The organism is Dyadobacter sp. NIV53, assembly GCF_019711195.1.
Taxonomy (GTDB): Bacteria; Bacteroidota; Bacteroidia; order Cytophagales; family Spirosomataceae; genus Dyadobacter.
This window is the reverse complement of record NZ_CP081299.1, coordinates 4,163,561-4,179,279: the sequence shown is the minus strand read 5'-3', so window position 1 is coordinate 4,179,279 and position 15,719 is coordinate 4,163,561. Positions and strand designations below refer to the sequence as shown.

Annotated in this window: 16 protein-coding genes and 1 pseudogene; 6 read left to right on the top strand and 11 right to left on the bottom strand. The window is 39.1% G+C overall.

The window, feature by feature from the left end:
• Positions 1-24 precede the first annotated feature (24 nt).
• Positions 25-1,767 (top strand): NeuD/PglB/VioB family sugar acetyltransferase, encoded by a 1,743-nt coding sequence (locus KZC02_RS17100; RefSeq protein ID WP_310590319.1) that lies wholly within the window; start codon positions 25-27, stop codon positions 1,765-1,767.
• A 59-nt stretch (positions 1,768-1,826) separates the two neighbouring features.
• Here KZC02_RS17100 and KZC02_RS17095 read toward each other — a convergent pair whose 3' ends face one another.
• The 4 genes from KZC02_RS17095 to KZC02_RS17080 form a co-directional block, all read right to left on the bottom strand.
• Complete coding sequence (locus tag KZC02_RS17095; protein WP_221389822.1) at positions 1,827-2,738, bottom strand: FKBP-type peptidyl-prolyl cis-trans isomerase; 912 nt, start codon at positions 2,736-2,738, stop codon at positions 1,827-1,829.
• 96 nt (positions 2,739-2,834) lie between these two features.
• Positions 2,835-3,482: an endonuclease III gene (gene nth, locus KZC02_RS17090; protein WP_221389821.1), complete on the bottom strand. Its 648-nt coding sequence runs from the start codon at positions 3,480-3,482 to the stop codon at positions 2,835-2,837.
• A gap of 100 nt (positions 3,483-3,582) precedes the next feature.
• Positions 3,583-3,831 (bottom strand): hypothetical protein, encoded by a 249-nt coding sequence (locus tag KZC02_RS17085; RefSeq protein ID WP_221389820.1) that lies wholly within the window; start codon positions 3,829-3,831, stop codon positions 3,583-3,585.
• Complete coding sequence (locus KZC02_RS17080) at positions 3,806-4,405, bottom strand: RNA polymerase sigma factor (RefSeq protein WP_221389819.1); 600 nt, start codon at positions 4,403-4,405, stop codon at positions 3,806-3,808. The genes KZC02_RS17085 and KZC02_RS17080 overlap by 26 nt, the downstream gene beginning before the upstream one ends.
• 378 nt (positions 4,406-4,783) lie before the next feature.
• Here KZC02_RS17080 and KZC02_RS17075 point away from each other — a divergent pair, with 378 nt between their 5' ends.
• Positions 4,784-5,479, top strand: coding sequence for a YjjG family noncanonical pyrimidine nucleotidase (locus KZC02_RS17075; RefSeq protein WP_221389818.1), 696 nt, complete (start codon positions 4,784-4,786; stop codon positions 5,477-5,479).
• A 2-nt stretch (positions 5,480-5,481) separates the two neighbouring features.
• Here KZC02_RS17075 and KZC02_RS17070 read toward each other — a convergent pair whose 3' ends face one another.
• The 4 genes from KZC02_RS17070 to KZC02_RS17055 all read right to left on the bottom strand — a co-directional run bounded on the left by KZC02_RS17070 (position 5,482) and on the right by KZC02_RS17055 (position 8,681).
• Entirely contained in the window at positions 5,482-6,384 is a 903-nt protein-coding gene (locus KZC02_RS17070) for a trypsin-like peptidase domain-containing protein (protein WP_221389817.1), read from the bottom strand.
• 80 nt (positions 6,385-6,464) lie between these two features.
• Entirely contained in the window at positions 6,465-6,950 is a 486-nt protein-coding gene (locus tag KZC02_RS17065; RefSeq protein ID WP_229253645.1) for a DUF2911 domain-containing protein, read from the bottom strand.
• 6 nt (positions 6,951-6,956) lie between these two features.
• Complete coding sequence (locus tag KZC02_RS17060) at positions 6,957-7,607, bottom strand: DUF6089 family protein (RefSeq protein WP_229253644.1); 651 nt, start codon at positions 7,605-7,607, stop codon at positions 6,957-6,959.
• Positions 7,608-7,670: 63 nt separating this feature from the next.
• Positions 7,671-8,681 (bottom strand): DUF6089 family protein, encoded by a 1,011-nt coding sequence (locus tag KZC02_RS17055; RefSeq protein WP_221389816.1) that lies wholly within the window; start codon positions 8,679-8,681, stop codon positions 7,671-7,673.
• 251 nt (positions 8,682-8,932) lie between these two features.
• On the opposite strand from KZC02_RS17055, the gene KZC02_RS17050 reads away from it, so the two are divergent.
• The 3 genes and pseudogenes from KZC02_RS17050 to KZC02_RS17040 all read left to right on the top strand — a co-directional run bounded on the left by KZC02_RS17050 (position 8,933) and on the right by KZC02_RS17040 (position 11,381).
• Positions 8,933-9,559, top strand: coding sequence for an ABC transporter ATP-binding protein (locus KZC02_RS17050; protein ID WP_221389815.1), 627 nt, complete (start codon positions 8,933-8,935; stop codon positions 9,557-9,559).
• 62 nt (positions 9,560-9,621) lie between these two features.
• Positions 9,622-10,850 (top strand): annotated as a pseudogene (locus KZC02_RS17045) (ABC transporter permease).
• A 60-nt stretch (positions 10,851-10,910) separates the two neighbouring features.
• Entirely contained in the window at positions 10,911-11,381 is a 471-nt protein-coding gene (locus KZC02_RS17040; protein ID WP_221389814.1) for a DUF3299 domain-containing protein, read from the top strand.
• A gap of 1 nt (position 11,382) precedes the next feature.
• On the opposite strand, the gene KZC02_RS17035 is transcribed toward KZC02_RS17040, so the two are convergent.
• A complete protein-coding gene (locus KZC02_RS17035; RefSeq protein ID WP_221389813.1) occupies positions 11,383-12,471 on the bottom strand; it encodes a complex I subunit 1 family protein in 1,089 nt (362 codons plus the stop codon).
• 77 nt (positions 12,472-12,548) lie between these two features.
• On the bottom strand, positions 12,549-13,523 hold the full coding sequence (locus KZC02_RS17030; protein ID WP_229253643.1) for a gliding motility protein: 975 nt from the start codon (positions 13,521-13,523) through the stop codon (positions 12,549-12,551).
• Between the two features lie 55 nt (positions 13,524-13,578).
• Here KZC02_RS17030 and KZC02_RS17025 point away from each other — a divergent pair, with 55 nt between their 5' ends.
• Positions 13,579-14,460, top strand: a complete 882-nt coding sequence (locus KZC02_RS17025; RefSeq protein WP_221389811.1) for an NAD-dependent dehydratase — start codon at positions 13,579-13,581, stop codon at positions 14,458-14,460.
• A gap of 94 nt (positions 14,461-14,554) precedes the next feature.
• Here the strand turns inward: KZC02_RS17025 and KZC02_RS17020 are convergent, their stop codons facing one another.
• Positions 14,555-15,709 carry a TlpA disulfide reductase family protein gene (locus KZC02_RS17020; protein WP_221389810.1) on the bottom strand — a complete coding sequence of 385 codons (1,155 nt, stop codon included), beginning with the start codon at positions 15,707-15,709 and terminating at the stop codon, positions 14,555-14,557.
• Positions 15,710-15,719: the final 10 nt, after the last annotated feature.

The window sequence follows — 15,719 nt, the reverse complement described above, 5'->3', positions numbered from 1 at the left end:
CGTATCTAACTTTCCTGCTAAGTCATGCTTATTTACGGTGCCGGCGGACATGCCAAAGTGATTATCAGCTGTTTTAATGCTAATGGTGAATTTGTAAAAGCAATTTTTGATGATGATTTGTCCAAAACTGAACTATCGGAAATAGCTGTTGCAGGAAACTACGATCCGGAATTATTTCATGATGAGCCACTCATTATTGCAATCGGGAACAATAAAATACGGCGCACAATTGCTCAAAAAATATGGCATCAATTTGGAATTGCAGTACATCCAACTGCTATTGCTGATAAAAGTGCCGTTATCGGAGAAGGTACAGTAGTTCTACAAGGAAGCATTCTGCAGGCGGATACTGTCATCGGCAGACATGTAATTATCAATACGCGTGTAATTGTTGAACACGAGTGTAAAATCGCTGATTTCGTACATCTTGCACCGGGAGTTACTTTGTGCGGAAACGTAAACATTGGCGAAAATACTTTAATTGGTGCCGGTTCTATTGTGGTTCCCAATATCAGCATAGGAAGTAATTGTTTAATTGCAGCCGGCAGTGTGATTACGCATAATATTCCCGATGGAGCCATTGTCAGGGGTAATCCGGGGCGAATTATCAAAGTCAAAGAAAATTCCATAATTGAAAACAAAATCTGGCTTTCTTCCCCTCATCAGAGTGGCAGCGAAATGAAATATATCCTGGAAGCTTTTGATACAAACTGGCTGGCTCCCATCGGACCTAATATTGACCTATTTGAAAAGGAACTCGGTACATACACGAATTGTGATCATGTAGCTGCTTTGTCTTCCGGTACAGCAGCTCTGCATCTGGCATTAATTATGCTTGATGTAAAAAGAGATGATATTGTACTTTGCCAATCATTAACATTTGCTGCAAGTGCCAATCCTATTACTTATCTGGGTGCAAAGCCGGTATTTATTGATAGTGAAATAAACACCTGGAATATCTGTCCTGATGCATTGGAAGAAGCTTTAAAATATTATACCCGAAAAGGCAAAAAACCAAAAGCAGTAATTGGTGTTCACTTGTATGGAATACCTTGCCAATTAGAAGAAATTTTATATTTATGCCAAAAATATGAGATTCCGTTTGTTGAAGATGCTGCTGAAGCATTAGGCTCAACTTATAAAGGCAAAAAACTGGGCAGCTGGGGAGATATGGGTGTTTTGTCTTTTAACGGAAATAAAGTTATTACTACTTCGGGAGGCGGAGCTTTGCTTTCAAATAATGAATCGTTTATAACAAAAGCCAGATTCTTAGCAACTCAGGCCCGTGACAATGCTGCTCATTACGAACACTCACAAATCGGTTATAATTACCGGTTAAGCAATGTTTGTGCAGGAATTGGAAGAGGACAACTGGAAGTAATTGAAAAAAGGGTAAAGCAACGCAGGGCCAATTTTGAATTTTATAAGGAAAGATTACAAAACTTACCCGGCCTGTCTTTCCAGAATGAACTTCCGGAATCATTCTCTAACCGTTGGTTAACAGCAATGAGTATTGATCCTTCTTTATCCGATGGGGTCAACAGAGAACAAATCCGGATTCATTTACAGCAGCAAAATATTGAATCCAGGCCGGTTTGGAAACCAATGCACATGCAGCCTGTTTTTAAAAATACACCTTATTTTGGTGGTAGAATGGCCGAAAATATTTTTGAAAATGGGCTTTGTCTGCCATCAGGATCAAATTTATCAACACAGGATTTATCAAGAATATGTGATAGTATAGAAGCAGGATTTAATAAATCCTAAATGCAAAAAGCCTTCTGAAATGCATAAAGCGCTCCGAAGGCTTTTTAAAAATATAAATTTTACAAAACCTCTACATCAAATGTTATCGGCTGATAAGGCCTGATGACAAAATCAGTTCCTCCGGAGTTAATTTTTCCTCGGTTAGTATATCCTAAGGCAGATGGTAAAATAATTGTTGCTTTTTCGCCAACTTTCAATTTGCGTATTGCGCGGTCGAAACCAGTAATAAGGCCACTGTTAGGGCCGGTAACAAATGATAAAGGTTTTGCCCCAGGATCAAAGACAGTTCCATCCAGTAATTTACCTGCGTACTTTACGTTAACTGTTTTACCAGTACCAAGCGTATCTCCGGTTGCTACTGCGGTAGTCTTTACGATAACCAGGTTATCAGTAGTTCTTAGTGTTACGGTCAATTCTTTTGCTTTAATAAAATCATCTATTTGCTGTACCTCGCTGCGCTTGCCAACAAACTCCATATCAACCCGTATCGCTGAATAATCAGGAATATTTGCATTGGTAGAGTATCCCCAGGGAATACCAGCGGCACGTCCAAAACCTAAATAATATGGCAGAAAAATCGTAGCCCTGTCACCTGTGCGCATCAATGTTAGCATACGCTCCATACCCGGTAAAACAAAAAGATATCCTGAATAATATGGATACTTAAAGTTTTTAACGGTGTCTTTCACAGAAGTCCAAACTTTGGTTCCATTTAACAAATACGCATTGTACCTGATAGTAGCTTCTTCTCCGATGGCAATTCTTGAGCCCGTAGGATTAGCAGTAAGTTTATAATATAAACCTGATGTATCTCTTACAACTGTTATGTTACTATCGGCAATATATTTTTCAATAGCATTTTCATTTTCAATAATCTTCTGTTCATCCACATTGTCAAATCCTTTATTACAGGATACCATTCCAACCACGAATGCGACCAGCATGCTTAATTTCAAATAATTACGAATCATTGCTTACTTTAAATTTTGTGATTTATATAATACTCTATAACCTTTTCAAAACAATAGACTCTACTCGCTTAAAAAAGGTTGTAATGACCTGAAAACTTAAATTGCTATTCTTTTTTCATAATACGCACAAAACGACTTCAGATTGCACTCGGGACACTTTGGAGTACGTGCAACACATACATACCGGCCATGTAATATGAGCCAGTGATGCGCCCTGGGCACCAACGCGGTTGGTATATGTTTCATCAGCATTTTTTCCACTGCTAATGGTGTCGTAGCTGTGGAAGGTACAAGCCCAATCCGGTGCGATACCCGAAACACATGTGTGTCGACAGCCATAGCAGGCTGGTTGAAAATAACCGAGGCAATCACATTAGCCGTTTTTCGCCCTACTCCCGGCAACTTCTGCAATTCATCCACAGAGGCAGGAATTTCCGAATCAAAATCTTCTACCAACATCCGGGCCATTCCAATCAGATGTTTGCTTTTGTTATTGGGATATGATACAGAGCGAATGTACGTAAATACTTCCTCCGCGTTCGACAATGCAAGAGCTTTTGCATCAGGAAAACGTTCGAAAAGAGGAGGTGTTACAATATTTACACGCTTATCGGTACATTGAGCCGATAAAATTACCGCAACCAGTAGCTCAAATGGATCCCGGTAATGAAGTTCTGTTTCGGGTTCCGGAAAATTGTTAGTAAAATAATCGAGTAGCAAACGGTAACGCTCTTTTCTCTGCATAAAAATGAAGCTTGCTAAAAGACAACAATGATTAAGGTTGTCCTACATAAAAAAGACCAGCTATTAATAAATAGCTGGTAAAAACAAACCGACTGCTCTTCTAGAAAGAAAGTGCAGCCGGAATACTTGTAGCAAATTGTTGCGAATACCTGAGCACTTTTAATACTGTTTGCTCCGCAGGGTTGCAAACCACTTTATTCATCTGGTTTTTAATTTCCAGTGAATCAAGATAAAAATTCATCAGATCGTCGTCCAGCGCAAGGGCTTCAACAATCAGGTAATTTTCTTTTTCTGTTGTTTCGGAATACAAATACCGGATAACATCATCGTAGGTAAAAGTTTTTGTCATATTGTGGGGCACGTTGGTTAAATTGCTTACGCAGGTTTATCAACGCGTAACGCATTCTTCCCAATGCCGTATTAATACTTACACCCGTTGCATCAGCAATTTCCTGAAAACTCATGTCCTCGTAATGGCGCATGATCAGTACTTGCTTCTGTACATCCGGCAACCTTTGGATCATCTCCCTAAGCTGCTCATGTGTTTCCTGACGAATCTGAACTGATTCAACGGAATCCTCCGCAAAATCCAATGTATTAAATACACTGCTTCCATCTTCGAACACTACATTGGGGTAGCGTTTATCGCGTCTGAAATAATCAATGGCTAGGTTGTGTGCGATCCGTATAATCCAGGGCAGAAATTTTCCCTCATCATTATATCTACCACCCTTTATTGTATCAACGGCCTTAATAAATGTGTCCTGTAATAAATCTTCGGCTACATACTGGTCCTTGACAATCAGATAAATAGTGGTGTATATTCTTGATTTGTGGCGTTGAACAAGCTTTTCAAAAGCTTTCTCATTACCATGGATATACAATGTTACCAACTCACTGTCACTAACTTGGACTTTCTCCATTTTACTATTCGATTTAGTTAACGTAGAGCGGTTCGTCGATATTGTTTCTCCTTTCTTTTTTAATGATAAAATGAAGTGTTTCTTACTACTTTGCGAATTATTGCAAATCAAAGAAATAGATTTGCCAAATAATTTGCAAATGTTTGTGTTTCTTTTTTATATAAATTATTTTCAATTAACACATGTTAACAACTTATTGGTCAATATATAACTATTTTTTTTAGCAATTCTCAATATATTCATATTATTAAAAATAATAGAACTTATCATATAATATACGATCAGTATCTGTCATTTAGATCAAAGTTGAGCTTTGAAATTGACAAATCACTAATTTTCTAAAAATATTAATTTTTTAATTTTGAATTAATTCAAGAAATGAAATACAAGCACCTTTTTTTTGACCTTGATCACACACTTTGGGACTTTGAACGTAACTCATCCGAATCTCTGACGGAAATATATCACAATTCGTCACTTACAGATCATGGAGTGAGCTCAATGGAATTATTTATTCAGTCCTTTCTTGATATTAACACCAGGCTTTGGGATGATTTTGACAAAGGAAAACTTCACCATAGTTACATACGCGAAAACCGGTTCAAAATGGTCTTTGCTGAATTAGGGATTGCATGCCCACCCAATCATGTAGAAATAGGAGAATCTTATCTGAACACATTGCCTACTAAAAAACATTTGCTCGAGGGTGCACTGAATGCTTTGGAATATGCAAGATCAGCAGGATACAGGATGCACATTGTTACGAACGGGTTTAATGACATTCAGGCAAAAAAAATCTCAAGCTCGGGGATCAGCCATTTTTTCGAAAATGTAATAACATTTGAAAGTGCCAATGCAAAAAAACCGGATCCGGGAATTTTTGCATATGCTTTACAAACGGCAAATGCCTCGACAGGAGAGTGTATTATGATTGGTGATAACTGGGTTGCTGATATTATGGGTGCCAAACAATTCGGGCTTGATACAATCTATTATAATCCAGCTGGCCTGAAATTTGATGATCAGCCTACCTATGACATCCGGCGGCTGGAAGAACTGATGATGATTTTGTAATTCTAAAATGATCCGGCAGGATCAGCTTCATAAAAAGATACATTCTTTTCACGCAGGAATTGCTTGATCACATCCACGTGTACACATTGGCCAACATTTAAAAACGGATAATTAGACACTCTTTTTCGGTGTCCCTCGGTGGTAACTTCCCGGTTGATCTGATCAAAACCCAAATGCAGATGCCTGGTTGAGCTTTGCATTCCGTAAATTATTCCTTTGGTATCAAAAAGTGGCCCGCCGCTTTGTCCGCGTAAGCCGGGTGTACTCATTTCAATTCCGGTAATTTCATTATTATCACCAATATGACGGGTCACAATACCATCAATAGGAAATTTGGGTGTATGTATTCGCCCTTCTTTTATCCATTCAATGTCATTATTTTCTTTATTGTAGCGGTAATTGGTAAACTCAGGAAAGGGATAGCCAAGCCGGCAAAGATACTTGCCCTGTTTAACCATCCGTGTATCTTTCAAAAAATGGGCGAAACCCTGATACTGCACTGACTCAAAGTCATGAAACCGGATGATAGCCAGATCCTGGCTTGGATGAAGGTGTACAGTAAGGCTTTTGTGATTAGAAACGCATTTAACGAAATTAAATAAAATCCTTATGGGCGTTTCTGCATTAATTTTATATTTAGCCTCAAGTAACTTACGCTGCGTATTCAGGCCTGGATCACGCTCAAACCGCCTGAGTTCCCCATTAAATTTTATATAATTTTCGTAGATAGAATTGGCGTACAGAATTTGTTTTGCCACATGCCTGCACGTAACTGCATAACCATTTTCATTTACAAAAAACAAAGTGGCAGTTCCGGGAATAATATCGCTGCCTGTGTAGTAGCGTAAAATAAAATGGATTGGACGGGTAAACTGATCTACTTTTTCAATTGCTTCAACGAACATAAAACAGGTTTATTGTGGCGAAAATCATCTGGGCCTTATCGAAACAATAGCCTCTGTCTGATCCCAGCTCAATACCATATCTACTCCGTTTTCTTTTTTTCAAAATATATTGTAAAAAGTTCCTGAACACCTGGACGGATCCTGATAGGAATGTCAGCTTTAAGGACATTTTTACCATCGTTATATTCAGTTCCCCATTGTCCTGTTTGCGAGTTTAGTATAACCTGCCATTTTCCCTGATTGGGAATAGTCCACAGTGAGTATTTTCCCGCTGCAATTTGTTTCCCTGCAAAAGAAACTCCTTGTTTTATTTCTATAACCGTCGCTTCGTTGGCCCCTGTCCTCCACACTTTCCCGTAAGGCAGCAGCGCCTTATCTTGCTGTCTGCCAAAAATATAACGGCCCTTTTTAGCAGGTTTGCTATAATCCACCTTTATATCTATCCCGTCTTTGTTGTATTCTGCAGAGGTTTGCGGGCTAAAAGATTTGGTATACTGTTTAAAGCCAAAGAAAGCCAGTACCAGGATAAAGACAATACCAAAAATAATCAGGAGAGCTTTTTTCATTCAATTTCAGGGACAAAATATTCTGTAAAAGGTATAGCTAACGGAAAAGCGGACATAATAATAAGTGTCCTTAAGAGATGGATCCCCTTGCTGCAATTTATTATTTGATGTTGGTTCCCCACCCAGATTATCCAGATAATCAGTAAAAGTTTTTCTTGTACCGTATTCCAGCCCAATATTCCATGGACGGCGTATCTGATATTTTATACCAACACCATAAGGGATCACCAATGTGTTAGTCTTATAATCAGCCGTTTGTATGTTTGGATTAAACTTACTAACTCCCAGTCCTCCAAAAACATAAGGTGTCCAGTTAATGGCAAACCTCCTGTCTTCGTAATTAAGAAAATTATACTCGGCTACCGCACTGGCTTCCAAAATACTGGTTTTAAAGGACATATTGCGGACCAGCTGAAATGCGTCTTTACTATACTTATCGTTAGCACCTATCCCGCCAGCTGCAACCTCGGCACGCAGCGACAACGCCTTGCTTGGATTATACCTGAAAAACAAGCTTCCACCTGGTCTGAAAAACCGGAAATTAAAATTTGGAGAAATGTCGCCTTTGTAATTAAAACCACCTACACCAGCCCCAACTTCAATCTTTTGAGCAAAAGCTGTTTGTGCGGAAAGGAAAAAAATATAAATACCTGCCACAATTAAGTTAAGCAAGTACTTACTAAAGATACGTTTAATCAGGTAGTTCAACTGGATATTAATTTATCTCAATGGAGGACATTTTATCTGTGACGGTATGATATAGTTGATATGGATCATCCCGATCAGATAGGCATCTTTCTGTGTTGGGCTATTACCGCGTGCAGTTCCGGGAGCGGCAAAACCTTGTTCTTTCATTGTAGTTATCGGATCACTGCTATCAATATTATAATTGACCTGTACGAATTTTTTCAGCGCTTCGGTACGGTCAGCGCCCTTTCTGACTGCAAATTGCTCCCCAGATCTGTTGGATAATTTGTTTGCCGCAGGACTATCAGTAAATAAAGCCGGATCAGCATAATTTCCATGTACATCATCCAGATAATCCGTAAAAGTTTTTCTGAAACCCAATTCTGCGGAAATGTCAAAGCGTGAATTGATCTTGTAACGTGCTCCGATTCCAAAAGGTATTGCAAACTGAACCAGTGAATATGGTTTTTCATAACCGGCGTTACCTTGTCCTTCTGTACCAAGAGCTTGTAATTTAACCCAATCACCTTTTAAAGAATCCAGCGCCTTAGGATTATGAGCCGTTAATGCCAAACCTGCAAACAGATATACCCCAACCTGAGGACGCCTGTCGTAACTCCTGTTATCAGGAGTCAGTTTGTAAATCCCCTGAATAGAAAACTCTTTCAGATCATTCCGGAAACTTAAATTACGGGCATAAAAAATATTTGTTTCACGTTTGGAGCTCTTATTCATTATATAATCGTCTCCTGCAATTCTGGCATATGTAAAGCTTGCTCTGGCTGCTAAACGAGGTGTAAAATGGCGTGTATAATTTCCTCCGATACTCCATCTCATCATTTTAAAAGTTGAAGCCAGTGGTGTTCTGTAAGGCGCCAGATCACCATAATAATTGGCAGTACCCAATCCAAAGCCAACGGTAGAGTAAGGAACAAAAATTCCCCGGCTTTGCGCGTCAGCCTGTTCATGAAGTCCTAAAAGTCCAAAAGTAAGTACGAGAGCAAATGCTCCGGAAACTCTTCTTAACCCGAAATATTTAAGCATTTTTAAATTATTGTTTTTGCAAAATTAGAACAGTTGTCGGTTTTCCACAGATAATATCTCCTTTTCAACGTATTTCTCAATATTTTATTTGTATCACCTTTATAAATTATAAAAATTCTGACTTGTAACCAGTAGTTAGATTTCTGGTATTTTTAATATCAATACGCAATGATTTTATCAATAAAATGACGATCGGATCTGTAAGAAAGTAAAACTTCACTATTATTGTATAGTCGAAAAAGCTTCAAAAGATGATTATCAGTAAAAATCTCAAATTTTCATATTCCAGCCAAAAGCACTTTAATTTTCCTGATATTCATTGTGGTGATAAAGAAACATTATTGATATTGGGGCAATCCGGAAAAGGGAAAACCACACTGCTTCACTTATTAGCACTTCTACTTCGGCCCGAATCAGGAGAAATCCATATAGCAGGAAATGAAATTACTACGCTTTCCTCTTCGGCGATTACACAAATCCGAGCTAAAAATATAGGTATTATTTTTCAGCGCCCCCACTTTACGGGTTCGCTTTCAGTAATAGATAATATATTACTGCCCAACTATTTTTCCGGACAAAAACAGGACAAAGAAAAAGCACAATATCTGGCGGAAGAGTTAGGTTTCGCAGATCATCTTGCCAAAAACACAAATCAGCTTAGTCAGGGAGAACAGCAGAGAGTTAGCATTGCACGGGCTTTGATGAACAATCCCAATGTAATACTGGCCGATGAGCCCACTTCCAGCCTGGATGATAATAATTGCCGGAAAGTAATTGAATTATTAAAAAAACAATCTGCGCTAATCGGTGCAAGCCTGGTTGTTGTAACGCATGATCAACGCCTGAAAGACGAATTTGCTAATCAGGTATTTTTGTAAGAAGCTTCAACTTTGATCCCAAATAGAATCCTCTTGTTCATGTAAATCTCTGAATTTCAAAAATGAATCTTCTTACAATAAGTATAGCAAACCTTAAAGAGAAAAAACTGAATAGTTTTTTGAGTGCTCTTCTGCTAACGCTGGGAATTGGCATGATTTCATTGCTCTTGCTCCTTAATAAACAACTGGATGAACAATTCCGCAGAAATATCAGGGGAATAGATATGGTGGTAGGCGCCAAAGGAAGCCCGTTGCAACTTATTCTTTCAAGCATATATCAGATAGATGCACCCACCGGAAATGTACCACTTTCAGAAGTGAATAATCTTAAAAAAATCCTTTTGTTAAAACCGTAATCCCGCTTTCAATGGGAGATAATTATCATGGTTTCAGGATTGTGGGCACTACACCAAAATATGCAGATCATTTTCACGCCAAAGTAATTTCCGGCAAACTGTTTGCGCAGTCTATGGAAGTTACGCTGGGAAGTAAAGCAGCCGCAGCACTGGGTATTAAGTTGGGAGACACATTTGCCAGTTCACATGGATTGGATGCGGCCGGTGATATTCATGGAAATAAAAAATATAAAGTAGTAGGGATTTTCGATGCAACAGGCTCAGTTGTAGATCAATTGATTCTTACAAGTTTATCAAGTGTTTGGGACATTCATGAGCATACCGGTGAACGCAGCCCAACAGAAAAAGATGCCGATCATCAAGAATCTGAAACAGAACCACATGAGGATGAAAAGCAGGTTACCAGCGCGTTAATACAATTTCGAAATCCAATGGGTTTGATCATGATTCCGCGCCAGATTAATGAAAATACTTCCATGCAGGCAGCCTTGCCAAGTATTGAGATCAATCGCCTGTTTTCGCTTCTGGGGATTGGCATTGAAACTTTGCAGGGATTGGCGATCATTATTATTGCCATTGCCGGTGCAAGCGTATTTATTTCTCTTTACAACTCCTTAAAAGAGCGAAAATATGAAATGGCACTGATGCTATCTATGGGAGCTACCCGGACAACACTTTTCCTGATGCTTTTAATGGAAGGTTTAATGCTGGCGATCATTGGCTATCTGGCAGGTATAATATTCAGTCGCATTGGCTTGTATATTTTTAGCAAAGCCGCCGAACAGGATTTCCATTATTCACTCAGGCAATTCAGTTTATTACCCGAAGAGATTTATCTATTTATTGCAGCGATAGCAATCGGTTTATTTGCTGCTGCTTTGCCTTCGTTGGGTATTTACAACCTGAATATATCACGGACACTGGCTGAGGAATGATATTCTTTGTAAATTTGTTAGACCAATTGACTCCATTCCTACTATAATCATATAATGTCAATGAAATATTTCCGGGCCATACTGCTAGTCACTCTTGTTACATCGCTCTTTGCATTTGTTCCTGCCAATAATCATTTAGGAAAAGCTCCTGTTAAACTTACCTGGGAGATTTTGCGGGATGTTACCTTCAAAAAGAAATGGTACGCGGAAGAATCTATTTATATGCTTCACCCAACATTTGGCGCAAGTGTGCAGAAATTGAAAGATCAGCAGGTTACTATCACCGGTTATATTCTTCCGGTAGATCTGGATGCGAATTTGTATGTTTTGTCTGCATTTCCTTTTAGCGCCTGTTTTTTCTGCGGCGGCGCGGGGCCTGAAACAGTAATGACTTTGAATTTCAAGAAAAATGCACGCAAATTCAAAACGGATGAACGTCTGACATTAACGGGCACATTGAAACTGAATGCTGATGATATTTATCAGATGAATTACATTCTTGATAAAGCGGAAATTGCAGATTTGCCCTGAACTACATAATCCCAGCTAACCGCCAGATTCCTGAAATAAAGAACAACACCAAACCAACTGGTGTCAAAACTTTCCAGCCCAGATACATCAGCTGATCGACCCGGAGACGGGGAAGTGTCCAACGCACCCACATTTGTACCAATACTGCCATCAATGCTTTAATAAGCAACCATAGCACCCCTGAAATATAACCGAACCAGGTTCCGGGTTCTCCGCTTGTCCAGTCTGCAAGCCGTAATGGGCCGATGTTAGGAAACGGCGTGTTCCAGCTGCCAAAGAAAAGTATAGCGCCCAAAAGCGAAACCAGTAACATCATCCCGTATTCGGATAACATAAATAATGCCCAGCGCATACCCGAATATTCGGTATGAAAACCGGCTACAAGTTCCGATTCTCCTTCGGGTAAGTCAAAAGGTGCACGGTTACATTCGGCCAGGGAGGCAATAAAAAATATAACATAAGCCAATAGCAGAAACGGATTACGAACTACATTCCAGGAGAGAAATCCACCAACAGCAGTAACATCAATACCCAGTTTTTTCATACCAAAAAGGTAAACTGTATCTGTACTATAAATGCCTTGCTGATAGCTGATTACCTGTAAATCCAGTGATTGGGATAACATCACAACACATAATATGGAAAGTCCAAGCGGGACTTCGTAAGAAATAATCTGTGCAACGGCGCGCATGGCTCCGTATAAAGCAAATTTATTATTGGAACCCCAGCCTGCCATTAAAAGCCCGACCACATCCACAGAAACAATTGTTAAAAGAAAGAAAACGCCAACTATAGCGCCAGAACCGCTCAAACCGGGAGCCAGCGGAATTACGGCAAAACCAGCAAAAGCGGAAACGAAAATTATAATCGGAGCAACCAAAAAAAGAAGCCGGTCAGCTGCTTTGGGAACAATATCTTCCTTTTGAAGTAATTTTAAAAGATCGGCAATAAGCTGCAATAAGCCCCATTTCCCCACTTCCATCGGTCCCATACGATCCTGGATAAAAGCAGATACTTTACGTTCAAGATACACACCAACTACAACAAAGCCGGGAACAGCGAGAAGGAATATAATAAGAGTTAAAGGCATTTTTAAAATGATGTCAGGAATTCAGATGGAAACAGTATTTGATAAAACCGTTTAGCCGCACAAAAGTAATCAAAAACTTACTCCTCGTCGTCCTTTTGCCCTTTATATCCTGATGCCTGTAATATTTCTGCTGCATTGTCATTTTGCATCAGTTGAGGAAGTGTTACATCAGGATTTTCCTTCATAAAACTGCTCACGATCCGCCAGCCGATCCACCGGCCTATTCCACCCGGAACCTGATTTCCTATTTCCGTCGTAAAAGGACGTTCTCCAATATATTTCTGTTTCTTTAATTCGTTCTTTTCGTAGAGTAGTTTATTGGTAATAAAAAACGCCCATATATCCTGCTGGCTATTATAAGTCCGTCTCAGATTCTCTTCCGAGTAACCCAAAATTAAACTATCAGGCGCATCCGGAATTACTTGTTTTACAAACTCATATGCTTTTCCATAACCCACAATTTCGGTAAGAAGCGTGGGGTCCTTGGCATTTGTATGGTTATATTTGTTAGACATAAAAAAAATAATGGAGGGAACGATGTACGCTTTTTGGTACCTGCGTAACTGATAATCAAATACATCCGGGCGAAAACGTGCAGTGGGCCCTGCAAAATAATCGAGCCCGATAATAATCAGCGAATCAGATATGTATAAATCATTTCCGGTAAAACCGGTAATGATAAACTTAATTTCAGGTGCCTTAAAGCCGGGGTAATAGTGCTTAATTTGCTTGAATGCGTCCTTTAAAGGGTTTATAATACTTGCATTCCGGTCTCCAATAATGGAGTCGACCTGATTCCGGAAATCTTGTAAACCAGGATTTTGTAAAATTTGATAAAGATGCCCGGCCAGTTGAGCTGTATCTATTTGGGAATCTGCAAAGTATAATGCAGGTAAATAGGGATGTTTATTTAAAAAAATTTGCACCTCAGAAACTGATTTGCACGCAAAAAGCTCCTGATCTAAATTTTCAACAGATAAGCCGATTTGAATAGAAGAAGTATCAATTTCCTGTCTGTTGTCCGTTTTGCAGGAAAATATAAATAATGACAAACAACTTAAAAGTAGCAGCGATCGCGAAAAACTCATTCGGAAAATATAAAACAAGATGATCAATAAAGACTCAAAAATAGATAAAAAAAGAATAAGCATCCTTGGTTGCGGATGGCTTGGTTTCCAACTAGCTAAACGACTGCTGCAACTTGATAGTACATATAAAATCAAGGGTAGTACAACTTCCCCGGAAAAATTGGAGCTATTCGAAAACGCAGGAATTTCGGGTTATTTATTTGACCTGAACCCTGATTTTTCCATAGAGAATGCAGTTATTGAATCTTTTTTTGATACCGATTCTTTAATTATATCGATTCCTCCAAGATTAGGTAAAAATGAACCCGGCTTCCACCCTCAGCAAATTGGGGCGATTATAGAGGCAGTTAAAAATTCTCCGGTAAAAGAAATTATATACATCAGTTCAACCGGGATATATCCTGATCTGAACCGGATTGTGATAGAAGAGGACGTCGTTTTGCCGGAACAATCGGCAGCACCTGATATGGTAAAAGGCGAAAACTTATTGACTGCATTACGTCCTGATAAAACAGTTTCTATTGTAAGATTCGGTGGTTTGATAGGTTATGAAAGAATCCCAGGAAAATATGTAAAAAACCAGAAAGATATGACAACCGGCTCATTGCCTGTTAACTATATTCATCCGGATGATGCATCTGAAATTATCATCACAATGCTTGAAAACGGCGTGCTCAACGAAACATTCAATATCGTCGCACCGCTGCACCCTACCCGCCGCGAAATTTATGAAAGTACCTGTTCACAATTTGGGTGGGAAGCCCCTACTTTTCTGCAGCCAAAAACCGGGCCTAATTTTAAAATTATTTCCGCTGATAAATTTGCGTTTGTATATAATTACAAATTCAAATTCCCGGATCCTTTACAGTTTTATTACGAATTGGAAGAGAAACAACCGTAACTCATTTTGAATTTTAGGGTCAATACAGAGTATTGCAAACTAAAAATCCGCAGAAAATTTCTGCGGATTTTTTTGAAAAATATATCCAAAAAAATTATTGAGCACCCAAAAGTTCGGTCAATTTTGTTTCCAAAGCCGGGCCACGTAAATTTTTGGCAATAATTTTTCCTTCTTTGTCTAATAAATAAGTTGCTGGAATAGCACTTACACCGTAAGTCTGGGCAACTACGGAATTCCAGAATTTCAGATCTGAACCATGTACCCAGCTGAGATTATCTTTCTTGATCGCTGCTTTCCAGGCATTTGCTTCTTTATCCAGTGAAACACCATAAATGGAAAACCCTTTGTCTTTAAATTTATCGTACATGCGCACTACATTAGGATTTTCCTGACGGCAAGGGCCACACCAGGAAGCCCAGAAGTCAATCAATACAAATTTACCGCGTAGTGAAGAAAGTGTAACAGGTTTTCCCTCAGGATCATTTAAAGTAAAATCCGGTGCTTCCTCGCCTACTGCCAATCCTTTGATACGTTTGATCTGGCCAATAAAACCTTGTGCCAAAGTTGGTGTAGGTTTTACCTTTTCATACTCTTCCGCCAGTTTTTTCAATGCCGGAAGATCAGTATCAGGTGTTAAAAAATTATTCGCAGTAAATACAGCCACCAGCGAAGTGCCCATTTCAGGTAAAAGCTTTCTGATCACACTTAAACGTTCAGCATCCGCAGCGGCATAGGACTGCTGTATTTCCTGTATTTTTTTGCTATCCTTTTTTTCCTCCGCTTTTGCGTATTCTTCATTCCAGACAGTCACCTTGCCAGCAAAATTTGACATCAGTTCATCAATCTTAGCATAGAATTCCATGTTCTTTGAACCTGATATCATTACTTTTCCGGAATTTCCTTTGCTGTCCTTTGTAAATCCATCCGCAATTAGATCCATTGTTTCACCTCCTTCAACGAGCAAAACAACTTTCTGGCGATCAGCAATATTCAGCGTAAAAAAACTACCTCTGTCATTTTCAGTCCCTTTTATGGAAAACGTGCCATCTGCGGCAATCTGTGCGGAATCCAGTTTTATAGCAGTTCCATTAGCCATAGATTTAAACAGAATAACCTTCTCCCCTTTTGCCCCGTTTTTAACTTTACCATTCACGGTAAATTCCATTGGAGCAATATTCTGAGCCATTGAAGTCAGAAAGCCCATCATCAAAATAAGAACCAGCAGACTGTTTTTATTAAATCCCTTCATATTTTCTCCA